Below are 24,758 nucleotides of genomic sequence, written 5' to 3' on the forward strand. Positions count from 1 at the left end.
TCGAAGAGGTCAACTTGGGCGTTAGTCAGGTTTTCACGCTTAACTCCAAAAAGACGATGCTTTAGAAACGCAAGCTCTTCGCGAAGCAGTGCATTTTCTTGCTTGAGCTAGTCATACTTTGTTTGTGTAATGACTGCTTCGACGGGCATTTTGCGTCCTCCGTTCCAAGGATTGAAAAAAATATTTCAAGCGGTGAAATGAAAAGAAAGCCTTTTCTCTAATTTCAGGAAAAGGCTTTCTAAACTAAAGCCGGATTAGTACCCATGACCCGGTGTTATGGGCTGAATCGTGCGGTACTCTTCGATGACTAAACCGTTGACTAACCGCGACATCTGCCGAAAATTCAGTTGGCGAATTTCAGTATGATCACGTGGCCATTGCATATAACCATTTTCAAAGCGTTTGTACAAAAGGAGAAAACCGCTTTTGGTCCAGTACAGCGCTTTGAAACGATCTTTACGGGTACCGCAAAAAATGAACAGCGCATTGTCAACCACAATCATTTTGTACTCTTCTGTGACCAACGCCGCCAGACCGTCAATGTCTTTGCGTAAGTCAGTTCGACCACAAACAATGTAGATATTAGCTTTGACAGGTCGGGAATCATGGGCTATCAACTCCTGCAGAATAATGCGTGCCATCACCTTATCAATGCCGTTGTAAAAAAGCACCTCGGCTTCTTTTAATTTAACTTTGGCGCCAAGTTTTGGCTTGACGACAACCGAGGCATCATATCGTTGGTTTGGGTCATAAAAATACTCCAATATTCTTGATAAACTAAGTATAAATGGAGGATCTCAGCGATTACAGGTACGGTGCTATGTAACGCTTACGCAAAAAAAGCTTACAATCAGTTGATATATCAAGGATTATCAGCTTTTATCTGGTCAGGTGTTACGGGAATGCAGGTTAAAAGCCACCCAGCGGCTCAAAAAAATGGGCAACGAGGTGATTGCTTCAGTGCCGATTGATGATGAAGCGGACCATGTCGTCTATCATGAGCCTGATTATCAGGCAGCCTTTTGGAAAGATCACTATCGGGTGGTCATGCGTTCGGAATGTACTGCTGGCGAATTATTATGGACGCACACTTTCTTAGTTACCAATATGGTCGAGAGTCTCGCAACCTGTTATTCACAGCCTATCGGTGCCGCAGTAACGTTGAAAACGACACCAAAGAACTCAAGGGCAGCTTCGGTTTTGATCAAACCGATAGTTCAACCTTTGTGCGCAATACTGCTCAGGCGTTGATCAGCGGTATTGCCTATAGGCTGATCCAGCTGTTCGAAGTGTGTTTGATACCCGAAAATCCGCGCATCACGATTGACACTTTGCGGTTCCACTTATTCCCATATTACCGGACGCGTAACGCGTCATGCCGGCGAAGTCTGTCTTCATTTAGCCTCCAATTATGGCATTCGTAACTGGTTTGGGTTTGTTAGAACGTAGCCAGAAGCTTTTGCTATTGATGAAGTAACTGAATAGCTGGATCTGATAGACGTAAAAAAAAGGAGGCTGCTGAAAAAGTAGTCTTTTCTCAACTGTGTGTTATAAAAAAATCCAGAAAAATCTGATTTTGTGTCAGATATTTCCGGATTTTTGTCATTTCAAAGGCTTTTACCCCTTACTTTTGTCCCATTAGTTTCATGATTCGCTCCATATTGGCATAAAAGAGCGTGATGGCCCCTTGGAGCGTCATGGCCTCGATGTTATTCGACCAGCTTTGTCGATAGCCATGTTTGGTTTTGAGTTCGACATTCTTCGCTTCAATCCGATACCGCAACTTGGCGGTATCTTGAAAGGCTTAGGTTGCTTGGAAGGCCATCTGTTCTTGATGCTCTTGGGATTTGATCGAAACACTGTAAGTTTTTGTTTTTGCGCCGGGCTTGTAACAGCCTTGGCGTTGCGGACATACTTGACAGTTGCTCACATCGAAGTAATAAGTTCTACTTTGATTACGACCAGGCATCGTACCGGTTCGTGCGACCCGCTTTGCCATAAAACCGGCGGGACAAACGAACATACCGGCATCTTTATTAAAGTCCCACATCTGCTCTGGTGTTCTGTAGCCATTTGAAATGATCGGATGAAGCTTTGAATATAACTGGAAGTCATGGTGCTTGGCGAGCTTGAGATTTTCTTTTCCAGAGTAGGCGGTATCACCGACAACGTTTTTAACCGTCACACCGTTGGCCCGGCTTTGATCAACTAAAGTTTCTAGAAACTGGCCATCACCTTTTTCGCCGGTGGTGACGACCGCGGCGGTAATAATGCGCTCAGTCGTCATGGCCAAATGTGTTTTATAACCAAAAAAAGCGGTCGTTGTCGATTTATGCCCGACCTTGGCGTCTTTGTCGGCAGAATAGCGGCCGGCTTCTTGAATATCTTCCTGCTTCTCTTGGAGATTGTGGAGTGCTTCGGGGACACCTTGAATCGCGCTAACTTCAGGATGTGCTTTGACGGTTTTGATCAGATCCGCGGTATATTGTTTCTCTGCGTCTAGATCATTCACGGTATTTTTCTGAGGTAATTGGGCTTTGATGGCCGGATTTGCCTTGTATAGCCGCTTTCTCAGGAGCCTAGAGCCGTCCCGCAAGGTCTCTACAGCCGACTTTTGGTTGAATCTGGCAGCAGTGTGCGTGGCATCGACAATAATAGTTTTATCGGTAAGCACACCCTTCTCGATCGCGAGCTGAACCGTCTTGGTGAGCAGGATATTAAGCAGATCCACATTCTTTAAGCGCTGACGGCGAAACTTCGTGAGCAGACTAGGACTGATCACGGGGTCTTCCGGATTAAGGCCAAGGAAAAATTTCATCGCCATGTCGGTTTTGGCGCGGCTCACCAAATCTCGATCTGAGAGGTTAAAGCGCACTTTGAGGTAAAGATACTTAAACATCTGCACCGGATCAACGGCAGTCCGGCCTTCGCCAAGACTGTAGTTGTCCACCAGCTCACGATAAACAAATGAAAAGTCGACTAACTCATTGAGCCGCCGAAGTTCATCATCTTGGGGAATCAAAATGTCATATAAAGCGGAATAGGGGCTTAGGGGTAGTTCAGATTGATGTTTAAGCATTTTCCTCACCTCGTTAGCCAAATTATATGAAAAGACAGGCATCATCTCAGCTTTTCTTGACTGATATGATGGCTGCCTTTATTGAGTTTTTCAGCAGCCTCAAAAAAAAGCCTGTTTTATTTGTATGCCCCAAAATAGTGAAAAAGGTGTTTGGAAATAAAGTCCGACCAGAAGTAACGCGAGATTGTTGGTCTTTTTTCACCTTGAAATAGAATATTTCAATTCTGCGAATAACTTGGGATCAGCTACCATTAACAGACATGTAAAATATCATCGACATTTTCCTGTATTAAAGCGCGTTTTTACCCATTTTTTCTTATACCAGTTTTATATATGACTATATTTTCTCTGTTCATTGTTGTAACAACATCACCCTTAATATTCGTTGGGCTGTTCTTAGAAGGCATCCTTTTATTAGGAATATTTCTGCTAAATTCAGCAATTTTTTTTACTCCCATTGTAGCGTATAATTCGCTAATGATCTCATCCGTTGTCAATTTTATACCTTTTACCGTTCTATTAGCAGTTACCCAGAATTGATAAGATCCCGGTTTCATAACGCGATCAATTTCTTTCAAGGTGTCATAAAGGTCTTGGTAAAATTGCGATACCTCTAAAGCTCGCTTCATGTCAACTTTAGCAATTTTTTCCAACTGCTCGTTTAACTTCTCGGATCCAGTCCGATGTAAGACCTTAGAAGTTACCCTACCACCGAGTAATTTGCTATCAAGCTTTGGAACCAAATTGGCTCTCATTACATCTAAATCGAGCCATTGTAAACTGGTTCTTGAGAATTGTCCGTATGCTACTGTAGTTTTCGAATCACCATACGGAGGCGAAGTAATTAAGAGATCAAAGGAATTGTCTGAAATCTCGGGAACAGACGCTGACGATCCTAAAATGACTTTTACGTTGCCCTCCATTTTAGGAGAGTCTTTGTTATATTCAATATTTCTTTCTAGAATTTTTTTAAAAACACTTATAACATCAGGATTCCATTCTTCCAACTTATCGGGAGACATTCTGTACATCTTAAATTCGTTGTTTCTTGTGTTAGAAACATATCTAGTTGTCGCACTGAAAGCTAGAAGGAAAAAATCTCTAAGATCTTCAGATTTAATTTTCAATATTTGTTGTTTTATAATTTGCAAATCAACGATTACGTAATCCTTAAACCAATAGCCGATATTTTTGAAAGTTGGAATAGATACTCTTTGCCTTCCCTCTTTGAACAATTTCGACTCAATAGAAATGTTACTGTATAACTTTTTCTTAACACGTTCAATTTCATTGGTATTAAGTATTCTTGTTTTTACACCGGCTATTAGAACAGCTAGAGGATTAAGATCTACACCGACTGAATTTAGTCCATGCAATCTCGCCTCAACTAAAGTTGTTCCAGATCCCGAAAAAGGATCGTACACATTTTCAACTTTTTTAAATTTTTCCACAGCCTCTATAAATAATTTTGGCAATTGAGGAATCATCGTTGCTGGATAGTCATGATATCTATGTGTAGCATAATTTGTATCTTCTGTTCTAAAATCAAGAAAATCATTTTTTGAATTAATTTTCTTTGTCAAATATTTAACTAGTTCGCTGTCAACATTTTGCATGTTATATTCCTTCCTTTTTGTTAGGTTTATGTTTACCTATAGGTAAACATAAACCTATTTGTTTTCGTTTACAATTAGACTTGTACACGGAAAGGTGATGAAAGACTTTTGGAAAATATTCGAGGCTTTAACGCTTACGTGAGCGAGGCTGTAAGGTATTACGAAAGGAAAATGGGGCTGAATCATGAACAACTTGCTAGTTACCTAGGTGTCTCGGAAAACTTCATTAAACAAGTGACTTCAAGACAAACCGACAAGCACTATAACCTGTATCATTTATGGAAATTGTCTCAGTTGTTAAAAACACCTGTCGACAGTTTGTTACATCCAATCAATGACTTTGAAGCTTTCAAGCAAGTTTTTCCTTTGGCAACCAATAGCTACTATAAGCAATTTATTCAACAACTCAAGTCTACGGAAGAAAGTGAATAATTATGTTAAGCAACATTGAATTACTTCAAAAAAAATTAAATAGCATTAATCTCCACAAGACTGGATTTGATTTAGGTGACAATAAGGTCTGGTACAAGAGCCACCGTAACGGTCCAACTGGCATTGGCAAAACCTTTGAGGACCTACTAGGGAAAGAAGAGGATAATTTACCTTTGCCAGATTTCCACCAAATAGAACTAAAAGCTCACGACAAAGTCGCTAATAATTACATCACTTTATTTACAAAATCTCCAAATGTGCCTCGAGGCATCAACACACTGCTGAGACAGGCATATGGCTACTTTGATTTAGAGGGTGAGCAAAAAATTCTGCACACTTCTGTGTCGTCCAAGTTACAATTTAACGCTAAATCCAATCGCTATTTCCAAATAGAAGATGACAAAACTGAAAAAGCTCTTAAATTGCGTGTTTACACAAGCAATAAAGTTTTAATCAAAGATGATTTCACTGCTGAATGGTCATACGCAGTGTTGGAAAAATCACTGAAAAAGAAGCTAAAAACATTGGCAATTATTATGACATCAACAAAGCATGTAAATGACCAGACGTTTTACTCTTACGATGCTATTAAGATTGTCCGGGATTTATCTTTAAGCCAATTGCTAAATGCGCTTTCGGATAATAAGCTATTCATTGATCTCCGGCTTGGCGTTTACCATAAAGGTAAAAATAAAGGAAAAACGCATGACCACGGTACCGCCTTCAGGATCAAGTATGATGATTTACTATTTTACGCTACTACAAAAACACTGAGATAGTAACTGAATCAGAATAACTGCTTTTCTTTTTACCCTTGATGATCTGTGAAGTGAAAGTAATTCACGGCCGATGTAGATCTTATTTTTACATTACGCAAACCCTCACATTTCGTTCTTGTCAAAAGTTTGTCGCAACAGTATCCAAACTTTTAACTTAAGGGTAATATGATTCTTGGTTGTACTTATCTGCAAATTTATAAAAAAGAATTCAAAGCGCCTCTGCCTTGAATTCTTTTTTTATAAGAAAATGGAATAGTCTTTCGTCTACTCCCACTCAATCGTTGCCGGCGGCTTCGACGTAATATCATACACAACCCGATTAACGTGCTTCACCTCATTAACAATCCGGCTTGAGATCTCCTGTAACACATCCCAATCGATTCGGGCGAAGTCGGCGGTCATCCCGTCGATGGAGGTGATGGCGCGAATGCCGATGGTGTAGTCGTAGGTTCGGCCGTCGCCCATGACGCCGACGGAGCGGAAGCCTGGTAACACCGTGAAGTACTGCCAAATATCCTTATCCAAGCCATGCTTAGCGATTTCTTCCCGTAAGATATAATCGGAATCGCGGACGATTTCCAACTTGTCTTCGGTGACTTCGCCAATAACACGGATGCCGAGGCCCGGACCTGGGAATGGTTGGCGCCATACTAGTGCGTGGGGCATACCAAGCTTTTCACCGAGTTCGCGGACTTCATCCTTAAAGAGTTTGTTCAAAGGTTCGATAAGCTTGAACTTGAGGTCTTTTGGTAGGCCGCCGACGTTGTGATGGGACTTGATCGTTTGGGCAGTGTCGGTACCGGATTCCACGACGTCGGTGTAGAGCGTGCCTTGGGCGAGGAATTCGATGCCGTTGAGTTTGGCGGCTTCTTCATTGAAGACTTCGATAAAGTCGCGGCCGATGATTTTGCGTTTCTTTTCGGGATCGGTGACGCCTTTTAGATCATTGAGGAAACGATCCTTGGCATCAACTTTGATGATGTTGAGGCCAAACTTGCCTTTGAGGCTGTCCATGACCTGTTCTGCTTCGCCTTTACGAAGTAGACCGTGATCCACGAAAATGCTGGTCAATTGCTTGCCGATTGCTTTGTGCAGCAGAACGCCGACAACTGACGAATCAACCCCGCCGGAGAGGCCGAGCAGAACGCGTTTGTCGCCGACTTCGGCCCGGATTTTGGCGATTTGCTTGGTGATGAAATCGTCCATGCTCCAGTTGGCTTCGGCATGGCAGACGTCGAAGGCAAAATGATGCAGAATCTCGTGGCCGTACTGGGTGTTTTGCACTTCGGCGTGGAACTGGATACCGTAGAATTTGCGGTCGTCGTCATCCATAGCGCTGATCGGGCAATTAACGCTAGTGGCCGTGCTACGGAAGCCATCTGGTACACGGGTCACCAAGTCGCCATGGCTCATCCAGACGGTTTGATCTTTTGGCAGGTCACGGAATAGCTTGGCGCTGTCGTCGGTCACTTCAATGTCGGCCTTGCCGTATTCGCGGTTGTCGGCCGGTTCAACATCCCCGCCGAGCCGCTGTGCCATTAGCTGCATGCCATAACAGACGCCCAGAATCGGGATGCCGAGTTTAAAGATGTCTTCGTCAACGCCAAGCGCGCCTTTGTCATACACACTGTTGGGGCCGCCTGAGAAGATAATCCCTTTTGGCGCAATTTCTTTAACTTCTGCCGCCGTGATGGTATGAGGCTTTAATTCAGAGTAGATACCAAATTCCCGGATTCGCCGGGTGATTAACTGATTATATTGACTGCCATAATCGAGGACGATGATCTTGTCGTAATCCTTGTTCTGGTCATTTGCCACAGTCCGCCACACTCCCTTGTTTGAATGCACTAATTTTACAGAGTTTTCATAAGCTGGTCAATCGTGAGTGAGAAGCCTCTCATCTAAGAAATTGCGAAGCCGCCGCGTGATTGATCGAGTTAAAGCCAGATTGTCTGGCAAGTTGTTCCCGTTTTTTGAAAAAAAGCATGCGCCCACCATTACCATTTTCGTAATGCGACTTGATCGATTTTGTGGCCGGTCGTTTTATGCAAAATGATGTCCGCCCGATTTTTAGTGGGCAGGATGTATTCATTCAGGTTCTTAAGGTTGACATCCCGCCAAACCTTCCGTGCCATGTCAAAAGCGTCTTTGCGATTCCCGATGGCATATTGATAGTAGTAATTGCTCGGATCCGTGAAGGCCGTGTCCAACAAAATGCCGAAGCGCTCCAGATACCACTGTTCAATCAAGGTTGGGTCGGCGTCGACATAGATGGAAAAGTCAAAGTAATCACTGACATAAATCGGTTGCTTACTTGGCAGCTGCAAGACATTGATGCCTTCCACAATGAGAATATCCGGCCGGTCAATAACCTCGTACTCGTTAGGCACAATATCGTATATCTGGTGACTATATTTCGGGGCCCGCACCACGCCGCTAGCATTTTTGACGTTGTTCATAAAGTGAATCAGCAGCTGCATATCGTAGCTTTCGGGAAACCCTTTTCGATCCAAAATGCCGCGTCGTTCTAGTTCGGCATTGGGATAGAGGAAACCATCCGTGGTGATTTGCTGGACGCGCTTGTCTGGATACGCCCGGCTCAGTAACAACTGTAGCAAGCGGGCAGTCGTGCTTTTTCCGACTGCCACCGAACCGGCGATACCGATAATAAACGGCGTGTGCGGATTGCGTTGCATCCCCAAAAATCGGCTCAAGGTAAACATATCGCCTTGGTAATCCTCATAGCGAATATGAATCAGGTGGCGCAATGGTGAATAAATGGTTTTAACATCATCAAGACTGATTTCATCGTTCAGTGAACGTAACTGTGCCAGCTCGGCATCGGTCACGCTGGTAAAATTTTGCGAGTGAAACTGGGACCATTCTGCCCGATCAAACTTATAAAAATTCATTTCGGATTGCATAACTTACCGTGTCCTTGCGTTTAATGGTTTTATTTTAGCATAGAAACGACCGGTTATTTCGACCAATCGGTTTTGCTTGACAGCTGGGAAAAGGTTGTGCACAATGAGAGCAATCAGTTCATACCGCTTACCATCGTGTACTCACCACCATCGGAGGGTTGCTATGTTTGAATCTCTTTTGTCGCTTATTCCAGAAGTTGTTCTCGAGTCGATTTTCATACCGATTTTTAGGCCAGAATTTAACCTTGAAGCGTCGACTAAGTTTAACTGGTTTCGTTTTTTACTAACGCTTGCAGTCAGTGGAGTTTTTGCTGGTGCTGGCATTTGGCTTTTGCTTCAATTACTGACGGATTCCCTTAATCCAGTGGCCCTGTTTGGCGGATTGCTACTCTTAGCATCAGGCGGTATCCCAGCTGGCCGTGCTGTCATCGATTTTATGGACTATCGACGCCAGCGCCTCGCTAAAATCGAAGCAGAAATGCCTTATCAAAAACTTTGATACATCTCCAATTTTGCTAATCATTCAATCTCCAAACAAAAAGCGCCCGAACCCGAGCGCTTTTTTGCTGCCAATCATTAATCGTGCAAGGTAAACTGCAACTTCATCTTCGGTGCCGCAGCTGCGACCATTTGTCCCAGTAGCTCGTTGCTGTTAGCCATGGCCAAATCAGCCATTTGTTCGTTTGCTGTGGTCAGGTGTTCGCGGATGTTTTTGGCATCCTGAACTTGCTTGTCGGTTTGCAGTTGCAGATGGCGACAAGCCGCAACGGTCTTTTGTTCAAAGACGTCTTCCTGATCCTTGAACAAAGAGAAGTCGTAATCGCCAAACGTTGCCAGCAGGTTGCTCAGCCAGTACATTTTGGAAACATCAAAGTGATCCCCGGTGTCGCGATAAGCCGCCGGTGTGTCATTCACGTTGGCATAAAACGGCACAACGGCATTGAATGTGTTGGGGCCGAATGCGAGCCAGTGAATGCCGGCGACTGCAGCTGGCACGTCATTGCGAATCTGCAAAATGTGGAGTTCCTGATTGCGGTTAATACCGATCGGCCGATACAGCTTTTTCTGCGCCGGCGTGCCGGTCGTGCCGTAAACATCGTAAGGCGTGTTTTCGTAATGTGAGCTTTCGACAAACTTCACGTCCTCGATGCTGATCTTTTTGGAGGTGCGGCAGATGAACGGCAGGTCCTGATCGATCGGGGTGGTATCAAATTCCGGATTGAAATACTTTTGGCCGTACCATGCCCGCGGATTGTTGTAGCGGGTGTCTTTGATGGTGGCTGAGCCGAAAATGTGCCGCAAATTGTAGCCTTCCGCGTCCGGATTGAGGTGATACGTCTCGATCAAGTCACGCAAATCCGCGCTGCTCATCGTGTCATCGCTGGTAAAATCGAAATCGGTGATGTTGAAGCGGTTCGGAGCGATCACGTAGGCGTCGTCCGGAATCCGAATTGCTGCCCAGTGATGGCCGCCGATGCTTTCGAAGTACCAGACTTCATCCTTGTCAGCAAACGCGATGCCATTGCTTTCATAGGTGCCATATTGCTGAAGAAGACTGCCCAAGCGCTGAACGCCTTCGCGTGCGCTATGAATGTACGGCAATACGATGGTCGGCATGTCTTCTTCGCCAATTCCAGCCGGTACCAACGGATCAACGCCCAGAATCCGGCTATTGGTCGTGATCGTCTCGGTCGACGTCATCGCCACATTGTCGCTATTAATCCCGGCAGCGGCCCAAATGCCGTGGCCATCTTCGGCTTCCGGTGTGGACGTATAGCCCAACGGATCAGCAGGCAGGTCAATCGAAAACTTGCTAAGCACGGAATGATACTGACGCGGCTGATCTTCAGGTTTGACATAGACAAACTTTTGCGGATGCAACGGTGATTCGCCGTCTTCGTTACGCGCAATAATCGTCGAGCCGTCAATCGAAGCTTTTTTACCTACTAACACCGTGGTACACGAGCCGACATAACGTTTTGCCAAAATAATCGTCCTTCTTTCAAAATAGTCTCGCCTGCACAACGCCCTCAGGCTTGATTTAAAGTTAACTTTACCGCGCAAAAACGGGTTTGCCAATAGTTGGCAGGAAACCTAGGTAAACAAAATCGCCTGTTTGAGATGATTTTTCTCAGAACAGGCGATTAATATTTTAGCTTGAAATTTATTTTAAGTTAGATGGCACATGATTCTCGTTTGCCTTGTTGCGGAACTACCTGAAGTAAACAGTGGCGACAGATTAAAGAACTAGTGCCAAGGCGGAGCTATCGGAGGCCAGATGGGGCTCAGCAGTGGAATTGTTGTAGGCGGGGCGCTCTTTGCCCCGCCTACAACAAGGCCGAGCTTCGAAACCGCGGTTTTTGCGGGTTCGAAGTCGTGCCCTCCGCTCTAGCTTCGCGTCGCCACCCCAGCTGGCCGGAGATAGCGGAGGTTGGCACGGCAATATGTTTCTCAGCCTGCTAATCCAATGGCACCTCGCCAAAGCTGGCATTAATCTTCCGATAGTCCGCACGCCGCTCATCGTAACCCGCTAACAACCGCTTTTCAAAATCCGACTCCGCTTCAAGCGCTGGCAGCGGGCCGTCTTCTTTGTGGCGCGCCACGAAAGTTGCAAAGGCCGTACCGACCTGAAACCGTTCGCCGGTCGCCAGATGTTCGCCAATTAAATGAATAAACACTTCCAGGGACCGGTGACCCACGCCGCTGACCATACACTTAATTATCAACGCATCCCCTAAAGTGACCGGTGCATCCAGCCGCACCATGTCAAGCGAACCGGTCGCCAACCCGCGACGGCCTAATCGCTGCGCCGCAATCGAACTGACATCATCAATCCAGGTAAAAATCTGGCCGCCAAACAGTGTCTTGTGGTCATTTAACATGCCGGGAAAGACCCGATAACTCGAAACTGCCAAAGTGTCGCGCATTTTAACCATCAACTTTACCCCCGCTCATACAGATCTGCCGGAACCTTATCCAACAACGGTGTGACATCCGGGCTGGCAAGCATCGTCAGCCGGTGCATCGCCCGAGACGCGACCGTATACAGTAATTCCCGCTCGTCTTCTTCGTGGTAGTTCGCCGCGTTGACCTGCCAAAGGACCACGGCATCGAATTCAAGCCCTTTAGCCAGGAAACTCGGTACCACAATCACGCCGGCTGCTAACCGCTGATTTTCGGACTTGATGAGCGTCACTTTAATGCCCGCCGCTTTCATCTGCTCGTAAATCGCCTCGGCATCCTCGAGCGTTTTGGCAATGACCGCGGTTGTCTGCTTGGCTTCATTGTTTACTTTTAGCTGCTCCTTAAGCGCCGTCATCAGTCCAGCTTCGTCAGGCCGCACGACCAACTTAGGCAACGGTCCTTGGCGATTGAAGGCCACGATTTTCTGCCCCGAGGTCAAAATGGCTTTGGTGAAGTCCGTCACCTGCTTGGTTGACCGATAACTTTGCGTCAATTGCACGACCCGGGTCTTCTCCGGATCAAACAACTTGCTGGTTTCGTTGATCAGCGTCCGTGAATCATCCTTGGTGAAAATGGCCTGATTCAGATCGCCTAACAACGTAAACTTGGCGCGTGGAAAACTGTCCTTAAGGTAAGCCAGCTGATACGGCGTGTAATCCTGAATTTCATCGACAAACACGTACCGCATCTCGCGCTCGCCGTGTCGGCCAGTAATTAAGTCGTAAAGATGCAGGTACGGCGTTGCGTCGGCCATTGGCAACTGTCGCTGCTTGAACACGTCGATGAAATGATCGACTTCCGCCTGCCATTCATCTTCGGAAATACCTTCTGCCGCTAAATCATAAATCGCCGGCACTTCCCGCAAAAAGCTGACGTACTGGCCGCGAATGTTGATGAACCGATTGCGGACAATATCCTGCTGAATCTCGTCAAAGCCCTTCATGACTAGCTGCCGAGCAAAGAAGCGATATTCATCATCGCTATTTTTAAATTCTTTCGGGCCATCCTGTTGCATCGAGCGAATCGTTTCGTCGCTTAAATTCTGCACTGCTTCTTGAACCCACTGTGCTTTAGTTTCGGATTCAATTTTCCGATTCAGCATTTTGATCAACCGCTCTTTGGTGGCGTTCAGGCGATTGCCCATATGATAATTTTCGTTGTAACTATAAAAAATTTCACGGATACGCTTGCGGGAAAAGAACACTTCGCCGCGGAAACGAATATCGCGGAAACGCAAGCCGGAACGTTCTAGGCTGGTAGCGTATGTTTTAGCTGCGTTGAAGAAATCCAGACTGCCTTTGACGCGGGCGATTTTCTTTTGCACCGGCGTCAGTTGCTGCTCGAACTGGGAAAAGAGATTTTGGACGTCAATGTGCGGCAACCGGCGCGTGACATATTGGTAGTAAGTGAACTGCACCATGTTTTGCTCGCCTAATTCCGGCAAAACGTTGCTGATGTAGTCGGAGAAAAGCTGGTTCGGGCTGAACATGATTACCTGGCTGCTGGTCAGATTGCCGCGGTAGCGATACAGCAGATACGCGACCCGCTGCAAAACGGCGCTGGTTTTACCGGAACCGGCAGCACCTTGCACAAACAGCAAATCGGCTTTGGTGTCACGGATGATCTGGTTTTGTTCGCGCTGAATGGTGGTGACGATGGTTTTCATCTGCGTATCGGACTTCTCGCCCAAGACTTCAAGCAGCATTTGATCGCCAATGGTCTCGGTGGTATCAAACATGGTCTGAATCCGCCCGTTTTTGATCACAAATTGCCGTTTCAAAGAGACGTTGACCTGTTGCGGCCCGTCCGGCGTTTGGTAAGTGACCTTGCCCAAACCGCCATCATAGTAGATGGAACTGATCGGCGCCCGCCAGTCATAAATGAGAAACTTGCCAGCCTCATTGGTAAATGAACCAAGGCCAATGTAGATTGTTTCCGGCTTTTCCTGGCCTTCCTGAAAATCAATCCGGGCAAAGTACGGATTGCCCAACAATCGTTTGACAGTTGCAAGTTGCTGAGCGCTTTGCTTCCATGCATTGGTGCGCTCATCAAGCACGCGTTGCTGTTGTTGGATCGAAGCAGCCGTTTCAATGGTTTCCGCGTCATTACTGAAGTTGAGAGAAAAATCATTGAAGAAGTTGTCGCTAATGCTTTTCTCTTCAGTCTTGGTCTTGGCCATCTCTTTTGAAAGACGAACCTCGGCACTGGAGAGCTCCTTCATGATGCCATCTAAATGTTGCTGCTCTTTAGCCTGCTCATTCTCGACCACGCCATCATCTCCTTAACGGTTATCAAATAATCGTTATAACATCTTATCACTTATGGGCCGGCGCCGCAAAAGCGACATGTCATCTAATATCAGGTTTTATTTTAACTTTCCGCGCAACAACGGTGTCCACGCTTCGAGTACATACCCCACTGCCAGACCGATGGCGACACCCAGTAAAATGCGTTTGAATGGCAGGCTGACTAATAGTCCGACTAAGACGCAAGTACCAACAATGACGGCGCGGCGATTGAAGAAAGATTTTCCTTGACGTGGCGGCTTTTGATTTTGTATCATACGCATTCCTTTCATTTATCCATACTTTTCGTTACGATTGACTCATCCATTATCGCTGATCGGAGGTCATTATGGAATCTATTTCACTTTTAATTGTCCTGACAGCTGCCCTGGTAACCCCGCTGTTCATGGCGCATTTTCACATTAATAGTATCCCGACTGCGGTAGCCGAGATTCTAGTTGGTATTGTATTAGGCAAAAGCCTCTTGGGGTGGGTGCACACCGGCGGCAACGTGCAATCGTTGAGTGAACTCGGGGTCACCATCCTGATTTTCCTATCCGGGATGGAAATCGATTTCTCCTTGTTCAAGCCGCAGCCTAAGACGACAAAAGGACCGCAGCCAGCCAATCCCGTGATACTTGCTGCAGTGGGATTTGCGACGGTAGTGCTGCTCAGCCTTGGCTTTAGTTACCTGCTGCAATTGATTCATTTCTTTAGCTATCCGATTTTTGCGACCATCCTTTTTACAACGATCGCACTCGGCGTTGTCATTGCGGCGTTAAAAGAAAAAGAACTGCTGCACCAACCGCTTGGCCAAACGATTTTGTTGATTGCAGCTTTAGGCGAAGTGATTCCTCTTATTAGCTTGACGATATACTCCGCTGTGAATGGCAGTAGCGACAGCAATCTTTGGCTGCTGCTGTTACTGTTACTGGCAGCTTTGGTGTTGTTGGCGCGATTCAAACGGGTCTACAGCTTTTTTGCAGCGATCGATAAAAGCACCACGCAATTAGACATTCGCCTGGCCTTCTTCTTAGTCTTCACCTTAGTCACGATTGCTTCACAAGTCGGGGCTGAATCTATTTTAGGGGCTTTTCTTGCCGGGATGGTGATGAAGCTGCTCGGACCGCGACAGGAAACCCAAGATAAGCTGACATCCATTGGCTACGGGTTCTTTATCCCGATTTTCTTCATCGTCACCGGCGCCAATCTGAATTTAAAGGCCTTAATTGCCGATCCTAAAAGCCTCTCATTGATTCCCTTAGTTCTAGTCGGCTTCTTTATCACCAAAATTGGCCTCTATCCGGTATTGCGCCGCCGTTTCAAGGTATCAAATGCATTGGCCGGTACTTTCTTATCAAGTGCTACCATTACGTTGGTGATCCCGACGTTAACCGTTGGCCGCAACCTTGGCATTGTGACGGAACAGCAATCTGGCGCCTTCACGCTGGCGGCTGTGATCGCCTGTGTCAGTGGACCCATTCTTTTCAATCGGCTTTTCAAACCGGAACCGGAAACGTTCAAGAAGACGCGCGTCACTTTTATCGGCGGCAATCTGTTGACTGTCCCAATTGCCCAACATCTAAGTTCGGACCGATATGACGTCCAACTGTTTACCGATAAGGCGGAAAACTTCCGCACCTATAATTCTGAAGTCGCCATCTCTCTAGCCGATTATCAGGAAGATGCACTGAAGGCGGCTGGCGCTTTTGACTGTGACATCATCGTGCTCGGTGATTTCGACGCGGACACCAACTATGCGCTTGCCAAAATGGCGCTCGCCCAAAAAGTGCCGTGTATCATTGCCCGGTTTGCCGCCAAGGATGCTACCACTGATCGCTATGATCGCTTGCGGGACGAAGGTGTCGAAGTCTTCAATGCGCTTGACGCCAACATCGCCCTTCTCCGCAGCCTGATCGAAACGCCGTCGACGCTGCAGATTCTAGACGATACGATTGCCGGAATTTACGAAGTGACCATCCGCAACTCGCGCTTTGCCGGTCTCGAACTCAAGAACCTGCCATTCATCGACGACATCACCGTCAGCCAGATCTACCGCAACAAAAAGTTCATCGCACCGCACGGCGACACCCAGTTATACTTGGGCGATCACCTCATCTTCTCTGGCGACAAACACTTGATCCGCAACATTCGGACGCAGGTGGAAAAGCTTAATTAGCTGGTTGAAGTAGGGTCGTAGTGCGCAGGCATAATATAAAATTGTCCAAGATATAGTTTGTTTGTTGGTTTCTAAGGACAATTCGTTGGGCTTATTAGGATATCAGTGCCAAAGCGGAGCAATCGTAGGCCAGCTGGGGCTCAGTGGTGAGATTGTACTAGCCGGGCGATCTTCCCGGCGTAGTACAAGGCCGAGCTTAGAGACTCTGCCGGTTTTGCAGAGGCTCTAAGTCGTGCCCACCACTCTAGCTTCGCGGTCGCCAGCCCCGATCTGGACGGAGATTGCGGAGTTTGGCACGGCACAGAACTTTTAGCCTAAGTTTTAACCTCCCCTGCGATCATTTTCAATCAGGTTTTCGCTTCCTGACGTGGTACAATGAGATTATTCTAAGAAAAAAAGGTGATCAAATGAAACAAGGAACAACGATCCTGACCTTAGACAACGGCTACCACCTGTGGACCAACACGCAGGGTGAAGGCGATATTCATCTGCTGTGCTTGCACGGCGGCCCTGGTGGCACCCACGAATACTGGGAGAATTTTGGCGAAGAGCTCGCTGATCTCGGTGTTCAAGTGCATATGTATGATCAGCTCGGATCGTTTTATTCGGATCAGCCTGACTATTCTGATCCGGAAATTGCCAAAAAGTACCTCACCACGGATTATTTCTTGGGTGAAGTCGAAGAAGTGCGCAAGAAGCTGGGCTTGGACCATTTTTACTTAATCGGTCAAAGCTGGGGCGGCGCGTTGACCCAATTGTATGCGCTGAAATACGGCCAACATCTTAAAGGTGCCATCATTTCCTCAATGGTGGATAACATCAATGAGTACGTGGAGCACATCAACTTGGTTCGCGAAGAGGCATTGCCGCCTTCAGCCGTTAAATACATGAAGAAAATCGAAAAAGCCGGCAAATGGGATGATCCGCAATACCAGAAGTATGTCGATGTTCTCAACCGAGGGTATGTTGATCGCAAGCAGCCGCCTGCTATTTCCCATTTAATTAGCACGATGGCGACACCCGTTTATAACGCTTTTCAAGGCGATAACGAATTCGTTGTCACCGGCAAGCTGAAAGACTGGGACATCAGCGATCAAATCCACAACATCAAGGTACCAACGCTGCTGACATTTGGCGAACACGAAACCATGCCGCTAAAAGCTGCGCAACGCATGGCCGAAGTCATTCCACATGCACGTCTGGTCACCACTCCTAATGGCGGCCACCATCACATGATCGACAATGCGCCGGTTTACTTTAAGCACCTAAAGCAGTTCATTTCCGATGTTGAAAATGACACTTTTAATGATTAGTTGTAAAAAGCGGTTTGCCATCTGCGGCACCGCTTTTTATATAAAGGAGCCTTCTGATGGCCTATACCGTTGATTTTAAAACCGTCAGCACGACTGGCCTCGAAAGTTCGCCTGTCGCCCAATCGCTGGCTGGTTTACGTGCCAATGAAGCGCGCTACATTTGGAACAAATTCAAAGTGCCTTATGTGACGTATCCGATTGCTGAAAAGCCGGACAGTCTTGCTTGGCTGCAAACGATTTTAGCCGAACGGGCGTTGACTTTTGCGGCCAAGCCGCTGGAAATCTGCGACTTGGCATTGCCCGACATGCGCTGGGTCGAAGCCTATTATCAAGACGGACTTGTTGTTAATGTCATGTATTCGTTAACGGACCCGAAAAAACGGGCAGTCGGCTTCAAACTCAGTGAGGGCATGGCTGTTCCCGATGAGCTCGCCGGTAAGTTCAAGTTTGCCCGCCAAAAATCAAAACTTGCCGGCACGATTCGCGGTTCCTTTTTCGTGATTAAAGGCAGTTATTGAATTTATCGTCAATTGCTTCACGATCATTTAATGCAAAAAACGCTTGCTGCCAGTAGCTTGAAAATTCAAGCTGCTTGGACAGCAAGCGTTTTTAATTGGGTCACGGCACAAAGACGGACACAATCAGCTGCAGATTGAGCAACGTGATCAACCCAGTCAGCAAATACCCGACCCAGCGGACTCCTGGGGAATTGACGTGATCCCCCATCAAATCTCGTCGATCGGTTAAGGCGACCAATGGAAAGAGTGTAAACGGCAGCGCGATGCTTAAAGCCACCTGCGCATAGACAATCACTTGTTCAAAGTTATGCTCGCTAAATCCCATGATGAAGCCGATGATCATGATCGGAATTAAGGTCACCGCCCGTGTCAGCAAGCGTCGTTCCCACAGTGGCATCTGAATATTGAGGTAGCCTTCCATCACAATCTGCCCGGCTAAGGTGCTGGCGATCGAACTGATCAATCCGGTAATCAGCAAGGCAAACGCGAACAAAGTGCTCATAATCGGGCTGGCAAGACCGCCGACAATGGCTGGATTTTTCAGCCCGTTGTAAACGCCTTGAAACGCCGTCACGTGACCGCCAACGCCGTAGAACAAGGTTGCACCCAACACCAGCAACAAGGCATTGATCAAGAACGCCGCCACGAGATGCACGTTGGAGTCCCACTTGCCAAACCGCAGCGCCTCGGTCACCTGCGCCGGAATATGTTCATCGTACCTGCGGCTTTGCGCTAGCGAGGAATGCAGGTAAATATTGTGCGGCATAATCGTCGCTCCCATAATTCCCAGGCTAAGCACCAACATCCCGTGATTCGTTAAAATCTCCGTATGCGGTACAAAACCACCAACGATCCCGCCGACTGAGGGATGTGCCCGCAGCACTTCAATGCCGAAAATAATGCCTACCGTCAAAATCGAGGCCAAAACGATCAATTCAATACGCCGAATGCCAAAACGCAAAAAGAACAAGACAACCAGCACATCGGCAATCGTCAGCAACATGCCCCACATTAAGGGCAGCCCGAACAGCAACTTTAGCGCAATCGCAGTTCCCACAACACCGGTCATATCCGTCGCCATCATCGCCGCTTCATTAATCAGCCACAGGCAAATCCGCGCCCATTTTGGCACAAAGGCCGCAATCGCCTGCGCCAGATCCAACCGCGCGACGACCCCGAGCTTGATCGACAGACTCTGCATAAACATGGCAACCAAAATCGTCATCAACAACACTGACAACAACGCATCATGGTATTTACTGCCACCTTCCAACGCTGTCAGCCAGTTCCCCGGATCCATGTAGCCAACCGCCACCAGCGCGCCGGGACCGCTATATGCCAGAAACTTTTGGAAAAAAGAAGTTTCGTAAACACCCGGCACCTGCACACTGCGATTAATATCATCTAGACTGCGCTTGGCCTGTTGCGCCCGCAGTCGGTCATCTTGTTTCATCGTCTTGGGCCTCCGCTGCAACTTTTTCCTTTGCAAGCGATGCCAGTACATCACAAAACGGTGCACACCCATTCATCGGTCGCACTGATTTAAAGACTTTGCCGCCATTAGCCCGAAATGTCTGGTAGTTTTGAACGTCATTTTCTTCTAGGGTCTCCAGACAATCTGCCACAAAGCTCGGCGTGGTCACCAGTACCCGCCGCTTGCCCAACGCCGCTAACGCCATCAAACGGTTGCGCAAATAAGGTTTTAACCACGGGACCGGGCCAAATTTGGATTGGTAACACATTTCGACCTTCTCCTGTGGTACTTTCTTTAAATAGCGTTTAACGCCTGTAGTTGTGGCTTCACAGGCTTGCTGATAAGGATCGCCATGACGCACCATAGATGTTGGAATCCCGTGGTAGCTCAGGATCACGGTGTCATAGTCATCTTGGCTGTAGGCGTCGTCTAGCTGTTTCGCCAGCAATTGCAAATAAGCCGGCTGATCATAGAATTGATCAATGACCAGCGTCTTAACCCCGGACGCTGCCACTTTGTCCAAAATGGTCTTCGTCGTGCTTTGCGTATACTCGGGAAACAACGGAATGACCACAATCGGATGATCCCCGCGCGCCGCCATATTCTGCAACGTCTCGCCAATGGGGTATTCACCGCCATAAGTCATCGCCATTTGAACATCCCAATCCGGCAACTTCTTTCGCAAACGATCGCGTGTCACCTGGGTATAAGCAATCAGCGGTGACCCGGCTTTGGTCCATTCATGCTGATAAAAGGTTGCTGATCGCCAACTGCGAAAAGGCAGAATGAAACCGCGTAAAATCGGTTGCCACAACATTTTAGGTATCGTGATAACATTCTGATCACTTAAAAATTCCTGTAAGTAGCGGCGCACATCCCGCGTACTCGGCGAAACCGGCGAACCCAGATTTACAATTAACAACCCTGTTGCCATTTTACTGCCCCCATCATGCGTCAAAATCATAAATTAAGAATAACACAGTGCGCGTTCTTCTGAGGGCGTTTTCTTGCCTGTAAGCACCCTTTCAAAACTAACCTCCCCGTGTTTCTATGCTAAACTATCTTTAGAAGTAAACTTTCGAGGAGGCAGCAGGATGGCTACGAAGGGTATTACCGTTTATCTGGTGCGTCACGGCCAAACATGGTTCAATCATTTCAATAAAATGCAAGGTTGGTGCGATTCACCACTGACCGAAAACGGCATCAAAGACGGCACTAACACAGGCATTATTTTGCGCAATGTCGCGTTTACCCATGCTTATTGCAGTGACACGATGCGGGCAACGCGAACAGCTGATTTGATTTTAAGCAAGAATCTAACTGGCAAGATTCCGCTGACAGTTACGCCATTTTTCCGGGAGCAGTTTTACGGCTATTTTGAAGGCGAAGATTCCGGCCAAACCTGGTACATGGTTGGCTTTCCGCATGGGGCAAAGACGTATCCGGAAATTCTGGAACAATATGGCGTTGATGCTTCAAAAGATTTCATGCACGATGCCGATCCATTCCATGAAGCCGAAGACGCGCGGACTTACTGGACCCGCCTTATGAAAGGCTTCCGCCAGTTGCGGTCCGAAAACAAGGAAGGCGACAAGGTACTCATGGTCAGCCACGGCACCACCATTCGCAGCATTGTCGATAAGTTCGGCAAAAATGACGGCTTCGTGGTCACCGATTCGCCGCGTAATGGATCGATTAGCAAGATTTTGCTGACTGACACGGGGATTAAAATCTTGAGTTATAATGAGTTTGAGGCTTGATTGTTCCTTGTCTTGCCAAACTCTGCAATCTCCAGTCCCATCTAGCATATGGTTGCTCAGCCTTGGTATTACGTCCATCATTATTCACCAACGTTTCTAAATGCAACGAGGACTTTACTTTATTTTCAACTTAAACATCAAAAAAGACCACATATCAGTTCTGGTGTGTGATCTTTTTTCTTACTATTTCTTGTTTTGACGCTTACCCAACAACAAATTATCAGTCACTGGAAATCTATGCATCCGGTCCAGTTTCATCTCCTTAATGCCATTGCTGAGTTATTGAATGGCAACGGCAAATTTCGTGTAGCTGTACGCCGCATTAAATGCTGATTTGCTAATCCAATAAGTGCCATTTTCTGGATCGACAATGTGCATTGACCCGGTATTGTAACCGTCTACTGTCACGACATGTGCGTTGTCAATACCATTGCCCCAGTCGTAATGATGCCACTGTGGCGCTTGATAATTTAATGTGACCCAAGCCACAACTGGGTTTCCAGCAGCAACTTGACTGATAATACCGTCTAGGCTGCTGCCGCTGATGTTACTTGCGCCGCCAAATTGACTAGCCCACGGCGTGAACGCACTTGGGAAAATGGATTGATAAACACCGTTGACGACAGCGTACGGGGTGCCACCAAAGCCTTGATACGGATTACCGTTTGTGGCAATCGGCATTGTCTTTAAGAAGGTCGCAAGATTATGGCCAGCTGCACGTCCCTTATAATGAAGCGCCTCTAGTGCACTCGCAGCCTCACAACCCATTGGTGCTCCCGCCGCTTCCTGACTGATAAAATGGACGCCCAGTACTTTACTACTGCTTGGTTGGGCTGCAGCATTACTATTGATTGCAGTTCCGCCGTTGCTATTACTAGTCTGGTTTTGCGGAGCACTGGTACTAGCTGTGCTGCGAGTTGCAGCCGCTTGGGTAACTGTCTGACTACTTGCTGCAGCTTGAGCCCTGCTGCTGGAAGCAGCTGCCGCCTTTGCAACAGTGGCCTGTTGTGGATCACCAGCCGCAGCTTGTTTCTTCGCTTGTTCGGCCTGCTGATCTTTAGGTAGTTTTTTGATGGCTTCATCCAGTTGCGGTAGGTACTTATCTTTGAACGCCTTAACATTAACAGCGTTGATGGCGTCACGTGCCTGATCGATCTTGTCTTGGACGGGATCACCGCTAAGAGTCGATTTTACCAGCGCAACTGCTTTGACTTCACTGTTCAGCAGATTCACCTTATCTTTGATCGTTTCCGCAAACTTCGCTTTATGCTTCTGGAGATAAGCAAAATCGGTGTTGAGCTTCTGAGCTTCCAACCCCTCATCTTTAAGTATTTGATCCTTGCCGAGCTGAGTGTTTAACACGCTCTGAACTGAAAAAATTCTTTTTGCAGCAATAAGTTGTTCTTGATTGACCCTAAAAGTCTTCTTTTGAGCTTTTGATAAATCTCCGCGCAGTTTGTACACTTTGGCTTTTTGGTTATCCGCTTTGGCCAACATTGACTTGCTGAGACCTTTTGCCGGCATCTCATACTTGCTATCGGCGTAGAGATTCTTTATTTGCTTCGTCATCAGCGTCAGTTGTGACGCCGATGATGGCTTGGTCTGTGACACTTTTGCTTGACCACCGCACCCTGCTAAAAGTAGTCCTGATAAGATGATGGCCCCACCGGCCTTGATCGTGGTTTTCATTTCTCTCCTCCGTCCCATTTGATAAAGTGCAGTTCGGTTGTATAGCCAATCAAGTGAGCAAAATCTATCAGCCAAGCTGTTGTAGGATCCAGAGTCCCCTCTTTCGATGCGAGAGAGGTCCGTCCTTGTTGTTTGCGCTTCATCGGCTAGCCCTTACAATTTATATAATGATCCTCATAAAGATCGCTATCAAGAAAAATTATTATTTTTCAGTGATTTCAAAACTATTTCGCTCGTGCCATTGATTGCCACATTTTTAACTCCCAGACACCGGTCGACTTGGCAAAGAACAATCAAGCCTCCCTCAGGCATACAAAAAGGCCACGCATCAATTGCAAGTGCGTAGCCTTCTTGTTTACTATTGAACAAGCGGATGCTAGTGTACCAATTCCTTTTCCTTAATCAATGAATCGCCGTGAATGAATTCCGGATTCGGGGTTAAGTCAAAGCGTTGTGCCAATTGCTCCAGATTTTCATCGGTAATTTCGTTGACGAACTTGCCGCCTTGCGCCTGAATGGCGGTGTAGATGGTCGCGGCTTTTTCAACGGTTTCGATCAAGCCATAGGTTTCGTCAATGGAATCGCCTGCGCCGAAGATGCCGTGAAGTGGCCAGAGCACGATGCGGTAGGTGCCCATTTTTTCAGCGGTTGCTTGGCCGATTTCATTTGTGCCCGGGGTCATGTATGGCAAAACGCCGACACCTTCAGGGAAGACAACAATTGATTCAGCCTGCATCTTCCAGAAGATCCGGCTGAAGAGTTTCTCTTTCCATGGCAACGTGAAGGTCATGGCAATCGTGTTGGTTGGATGGCAATGCATGACAACGCGCTGGTTAGGATCCTTCTTGAGCCGCTGGATGTGAGTCATCAAATGTGCCGGGAACTCACTGGTTGGCTGGCCGCCGTCAGAAAAGCCCCACAGTAAGTCAACACTGTGGCCGTCTTCGGCGATGCGAACAAGCCCTGTGTCACGTTCCGGGAAATCCTTAACATTCTTGAAATAACGGCCAGTGCCGGTTACCAAGAAGTATTGGCCGGCCAATTCGCTGGCATCGAATTTGATCAGGATGTTGCGCTTAACTTCATGCACATCACCATACTGACTAACTTCCTGTTCAGTCAACCGATAGCTGACATTGCCGCCGTTACGCTCGTCCCAGCCATGTTGATAAAGGTTCCAGGTCACCTTTTGCATTTGTTGTACAAATGGTGAATCAATAAATGCCTGCGTATATTCGGGATTCAAGAAATCCTTTTTTGAATCTGCCATGAAAACGTTCCTTCTTTCCTTATGGTCATCGCGCCGATTGCTTATGAAAACAGTGACAAATGAACAGATGAACCGCTTCGACCCTTGTCAGAAATGGTCAACCGCACTGAACCAGTAGCACTCTCGGTTTGATTTGTTGTTTATCTTTCTTACAACCCCTATTTTACGAAGCAATGTAAGCGCTCGACCAGACCAAATGTACGCATCAAAATAGCCAAAACGGAACAGATATACATATTGAGAGGCTTCGGCAATAAGTTCCGAGCCGTTCCAAACTCCACAATCTCCGGCCAGATCGGGGCTGGCGACCGCGAAGCTAGAGTGGTGGGCACGACTGAGCCCCATCTGGCCTCCGATTGCTCCGCTTTGGCACTACGAATTTAATATGCCTAATAAAATTTCTAAGCAGAAATAAAAGCAACCGCATCATTTTTGAAAATGCGATTGCTTTTATTTTGACCATAAATGATGTCACA

Annotated in this window: 20 protein-coding genes and 2 pseudogenes; 8 read left to right on the top strand and 14 right to left on the bottom strand. The window is 47.0% G+C overall.

The window, feature by feature from the left end; translation table 11 throughout:
* Positions 1-254: 254 nt before the first annotated feature.
* Entirely contained in the window at positions 255-581 is a 327-nt protein-coding gene (gene tnpB / locus LACPH_RS14300; RefSeq protein ID WP_370531199.1) for an IS66 family insertion sequence element accessory protein TnpB, read from the bottom strand.
* 3 nt (positions 582-584) lie between these two features.
* Positions 585-767, bottom strand: a pseudogene (locus tag LACPH_RS14305) (hypothetical protein); the annotation flags it as partial.
* Between the two features lie 312 nt (positions 768-1,079).
* Between LACPH_RS14305 and LACPH_RS08940 the strand changes: the two are divergent.
* Entirely contained in the window at positions 1,080-1,424 is a 345-nt protein-coding gene (locus LACPH_RS08940; protein WP_306386705.1) for a transposase, read from the top strand.
* A gap of 200 nt (positions 1,425-1,624) precedes the next feature.
* On the opposite strand, the pseudogene LACPH_RS08945 reads toward LACPH_RS08940, so the two are convergent.
* Both LACPH_RS08945 and LACPH_RS08950 read right to left on the bottom strand, forming a co-directional pair.
* Positions 1,625-3,079 (bottom strand): annotated as a pseudogene (locus tag LACPH_RS08945) (IS1182 family transposase).
* A gap of 302 nt (positions 3,080-3,381) precedes the next feature.
* Positions 3,382-4,725 (bottom strand): DNA methyltransferase, encoded by a 1,344-nt coding sequence (locus LACPH_RS08950; RefSeq protein WP_306387696.1) that lies wholly within the window; start codon positions 4,723-4,725, stop codon positions 3,382-3,384.
* Between the two features lie 78 nt (positions 4,726-4,803).
* On the opposite strand from LACPH_RS08950, the gene LACPH_RS08955 reads away from it, so the two are divergent.
* Positions 4,804-5,127: a helix-turn-helix domain-containing protein gene (locus LACPH_RS08955; RefSeq protein ID WP_306386706.1), complete on the top strand. Its 324-nt coding sequence runs from the start codon at positions 4,804-4,806 to the stop codon at positions 5,125-5,127.
* 2 nt (positions 5,128-5,129) lie between these two features.
* Complete coding sequence (locus LACPH_RS08960; RefSeq protein ID WP_306386707.1) at positions 5,130-5,906, top strand: MvaI/BcnI family restriction endonuclease; 777 nt, start codon at positions 5,130-5,132, stop codon at positions 5,904-5,906.
* Between the two features lie 264 nt (positions 5,907-6,170).
* Here the strand turns inward: LACPH_RS08960 and guaA are convergent, their stop codons facing one another.
* Positions 6,171-7,724 carry a glutamine-hydrolyzing GMP synthase gene (gene guaA, locus LACPH_RS08965; RefSeq protein WP_087912442.1) on the bottom strand — a complete coding sequence of 518 codons (1,554 nt, stop codon included), beginning with the start codon at positions 7,722-7,724 and terminating at the stop codon, positions 6,171-6,173.
* Between the two features lie 179 nt (positions 7,725-7,903).
* On the bottom strand, positions 7,904-8,830 hold the full coding sequence (gene coaA, locus LACPH_RS08970; RefSeq protein ID WP_306386708.1) for a type I pantothenate kinase: 927 nt from the start codon (positions 8,828-8,830) through the stop codon (positions 7,904-7,906).
* Positions 8,831-8,993: 163 nt separating this feature from the next.
* On the opposite strand from coaA, the gene LACPH_RS08975 reads away from it, so the two are divergent.
* On the top strand, positions 8,994-9,329 hold the full coding sequence (locus LACPH_RS08975) for a hypothetical protein (RefSeq protein WP_306386709.1): 336 nt from the start codon (positions 8,994-8,996) through the stop codon (positions 9,327-9,329).
* Positions 9,330-9,406: 77 nt separating this feature from the next.
* On the opposite strand, the gene LACPH_RS08980 is transcribed toward LACPH_RS08975, so the two are convergent.
* From LACPH_RS08980 to LACPH_RS08995, 4 genes are all read right to left on the bottom strand, one after another.
* The gene (locus LACPH_RS08980) at positions 9,407-10,816 is read right to left on the bottom strand and encodes a C69 family dipeptidase (protein WP_306386710.1); all 1,410 of its coding nucleotides are present in this window, start codon (positions 10,814-10,816) and stop codon (positions 9,407-9,409) included.
* Between the two features lie 473 nt (positions 10,817-11,289).
* Complete coding sequence (locus LACPH_RS08985; RefSeq protein WP_306386711.1) at positions 11,290-11,766, bottom strand: acyl-CoA thioesterase; 477 nt, start codon at positions 11,764-11,766, stop codon at positions 11,290-11,292.
* A 5-nt stretch (positions 11,767-11,771) separates the two neighbouring features.
* Complete coding sequence (helD, locus tag LACPH_RS08990) at positions 11,772-14,063, bottom strand: RNA polymerase recycling motor HelD (RefSeq protein WP_306386712.1); 2,292 nt, start codon at positions 14,061-14,063, stop codon at positions 11,772-11,774.
* 96 nt (positions 14,064-14,159) lie between these two features.
* Complete coding sequence (locus tag LACPH_RS08995) at positions 14,160-14,357, bottom strand: Tat pathway signal protein (protein WP_306386713.1); 198 nt, start codon at positions 14,355-14,357, stop codon at positions 14,160-14,162.
* A gap of 71 nt (positions 14,358-14,428) precedes the next feature.
* Here LACPH_RS08995 and LACPH_RS09000 point away from each other — a divergent pair, with 71 nt between their 5' ends.
* From LACPH_RS09000 to LACPH_RS09010, 3 genes are all read left to right on the top strand, one after another.
* Entirely contained in the window at positions 14,429-16,258 is a 1,830-nt protein-coding gene (locus LACPH_RS09000) for a monovalent cation:proton antiporter family protein (RefSeq protein WP_306386714.1), read from the top strand.
* A 407-nt stretch (positions 16,259-16,665) separates the two neighbouring features.
* Positions 16,666-17,571: a proline-specific peptidase family protein gene (locus LACPH_RS09005; protein WP_306386715.1), complete on the top strand. Its 906-nt coding sequence runs from the start codon at positions 16,666-16,668 to the stop codon at positions 17,569-17,571.
* 56 nt (positions 17,572-17,627) lie between these two features.
* Entirely contained in the window at positions 17,628-18,089 is a 462-nt protein-coding gene (locus LACPH_RS09010) for a DUF8821 family protein (protein ID WP_306386716.1), read from the top strand.
* Positions 18,090-18,189: 100 nt separating this feature from the next.
* On the opposite strand, the gene LACPH_RS09015 is transcribed toward LACPH_RS09010, so the two are convergent.
* Positions 18,190-19,542: an Nramp family divalent metal transporter gene (locus LACPH_RS09015; RefSeq protein ID WP_306386717.1), complete on the bottom strand. Its 1,353-nt coding sequence runs from the start codon at positions 19,540-19,542 to the stop codon at positions 18,190-18,192.
* Positions 19,529-20,497 (bottom strand): ferrochelatase, encoded by a 969-nt coding sequence (gene hemH, locus LACPH_RS09020; protein ID WP_306386718.1) that lies wholly within the window; start codon positions 20,495-20,497, stop codon positions 19,529-19,531. The genes LACPH_RS09015 and hemH overlap by 14 nt, the downstream gene beginning before the upstream one ends.
* Before the next feature lie 160 nt (positions 20,498-20,657).
* Here hemH and LACPH_RS09025 point away from each other — a divergent pair, with 160 nt between their 5' ends.
* The gene (locus LACPH_RS09025) at positions 20,658-21,323 is read left to right on the top strand and encodes a histidine phosphatase family protein (protein ID WP_025013443.1); all 666 of its coding nucleotides are present in this window, start codon (positions 20,658-20,660) and stop codon (positions 21,321-21,323) included.
* A gap of 279 nt (positions 21,324-21,602) precedes the next feature.
* On the opposite strand, the gene LACPH_RS09030 is transcribed toward LACPH_RS09025, so the two are convergent.
* Positions 21,603-23,012: a C39 family peptidase gene (locus LACPH_RS09030; RefSeq protein ID WP_306386719.1), complete on the bottom strand. Its 1,410-nt coding sequence runs from the start codon at positions 23,010-23,012 to the stop codon at positions 21,603-21,605.
* 376 nt (positions 23,013-23,388) lie between these two features.
* Positions 23,389-24,282 carry a rhamnulose-1-phosphate aldolase gene (rhaD, locus tag LACPH_RS09035; protein WP_306386720.1) on the bottom strand — a complete coding sequence of 298 codons (894 nt, stop codon included), beginning with the start codon at positions 24,280-24,282 and terminating at the stop codon, positions 23,389-23,391.
* Between the last annotated feature and the right edge of the window lie 476 nt (positions 24,283-24,758).

Source organism: Lacticaseibacillus parahuelsenbergensis (assembly GCF_030770265.1).
GTDB lineage: Bacteria > Bacillota > Bacilli > Lactobacillales > Lactobacillaceae > Lacticaseibacillus > Lacticaseibacillus casei.

Bases quoted from the DNA above. Each gene is read 5' to 3' on its own strand.
- LACPH_RS09025 (WP_025013443.1), top strand. From the start codon at position 20,658: ATGGCTACGAAGGGTATTACCGTTTATCTGGTGCGTCACGGCCAAACA.
- LACPH_RS08940 (WP_306386705.1), top strand. From the start codon at position 1,080: ATGGACGCACACTTTCTTAGTTACCAATATGGTCGAGAGTCTCGCAAC.
- LACPH_RS08960 (WP_306386707.1), top strand. From the start codon at position 5,130: ATGTTAAGCAACATTGAATTACTTCAAAAAAAATTAAATAGCATTAAT.
- LACPH_RS09030 (WP_306386719.1), bottom strand. From the start codon at position 23,012: ATGAAAACCACGATCAAGGCCGGTGGGGCCATCATCTTATCAGGACTA.
- LACPH_RS09015 (WP_306386717.1), bottom strand. From the start codon at position 19,542: ATGAAACAAGATGACCGACTGCGGGCGCAACAGGCCAAGCGCAGTCTA.
- LACPH_RS09010 (WP_306386716.1), top strand. From the start codon at position 17,628: ATGGCCTATACCGTTGATTTTAAAACCGTCAGCACGACTGGCCTCGAA.
- hemH (WP_306386718.1), bottom strand. From the start codon at position 20,497: ATGGCAACAGGGTTGTTAATTGTAAATCTGGGTTCGCCGGTTTCGCCG.
- rhaD (WP_306386720.1), bottom strand. From the start codon at position 24,282: ATGGCAGATTCAAAAAAGGATTTCTTGAATCCCGAATATACGCAGGCA.
- LACPH_RS08995 (WP_306386713.1), bottom strand. From the start codon at position 14,357: ATGATACAAAATCAAAAGCCGCCACGTCAAGGAAAATCTTTCTTCAAT.
- LACPH_RS08975 (WP_306386709.1), top strand. From the start codon at position 8,994: ATGTTTGAATCTCTTTTGTCGCTTATTCCAGAAGTTGTTCTCGAGTCG.
- LACPH_RS08985 (WP_306386711.1), bottom strand. From the start codon at position 11,766: ATGGTTAAAATGCGCGACACTTTGGCAGTTTCGAGTTATCGGGTCTTT.
- LACPH_RS09000 (WP_306386714.1), top strand. From the start codon at position 14,429: ATGGAATCTATTTCACTTTTAATTGTCCTGACAGCTGCCCTGGTAACC.
- LACPH_RS09005 (WP_306386715.1), top strand. From the start codon at position 16,666: ATGAAACAAGGAACAACGATCCTGACCTTAGACAACGGCTACCACCTG.
- coaA (WP_306386708.1), bottom strand. From the start codon at position 8,830: ATGCAATCCGAAATGAATTTTTATAAGTTTGATCGGGCAGAATGGTCC.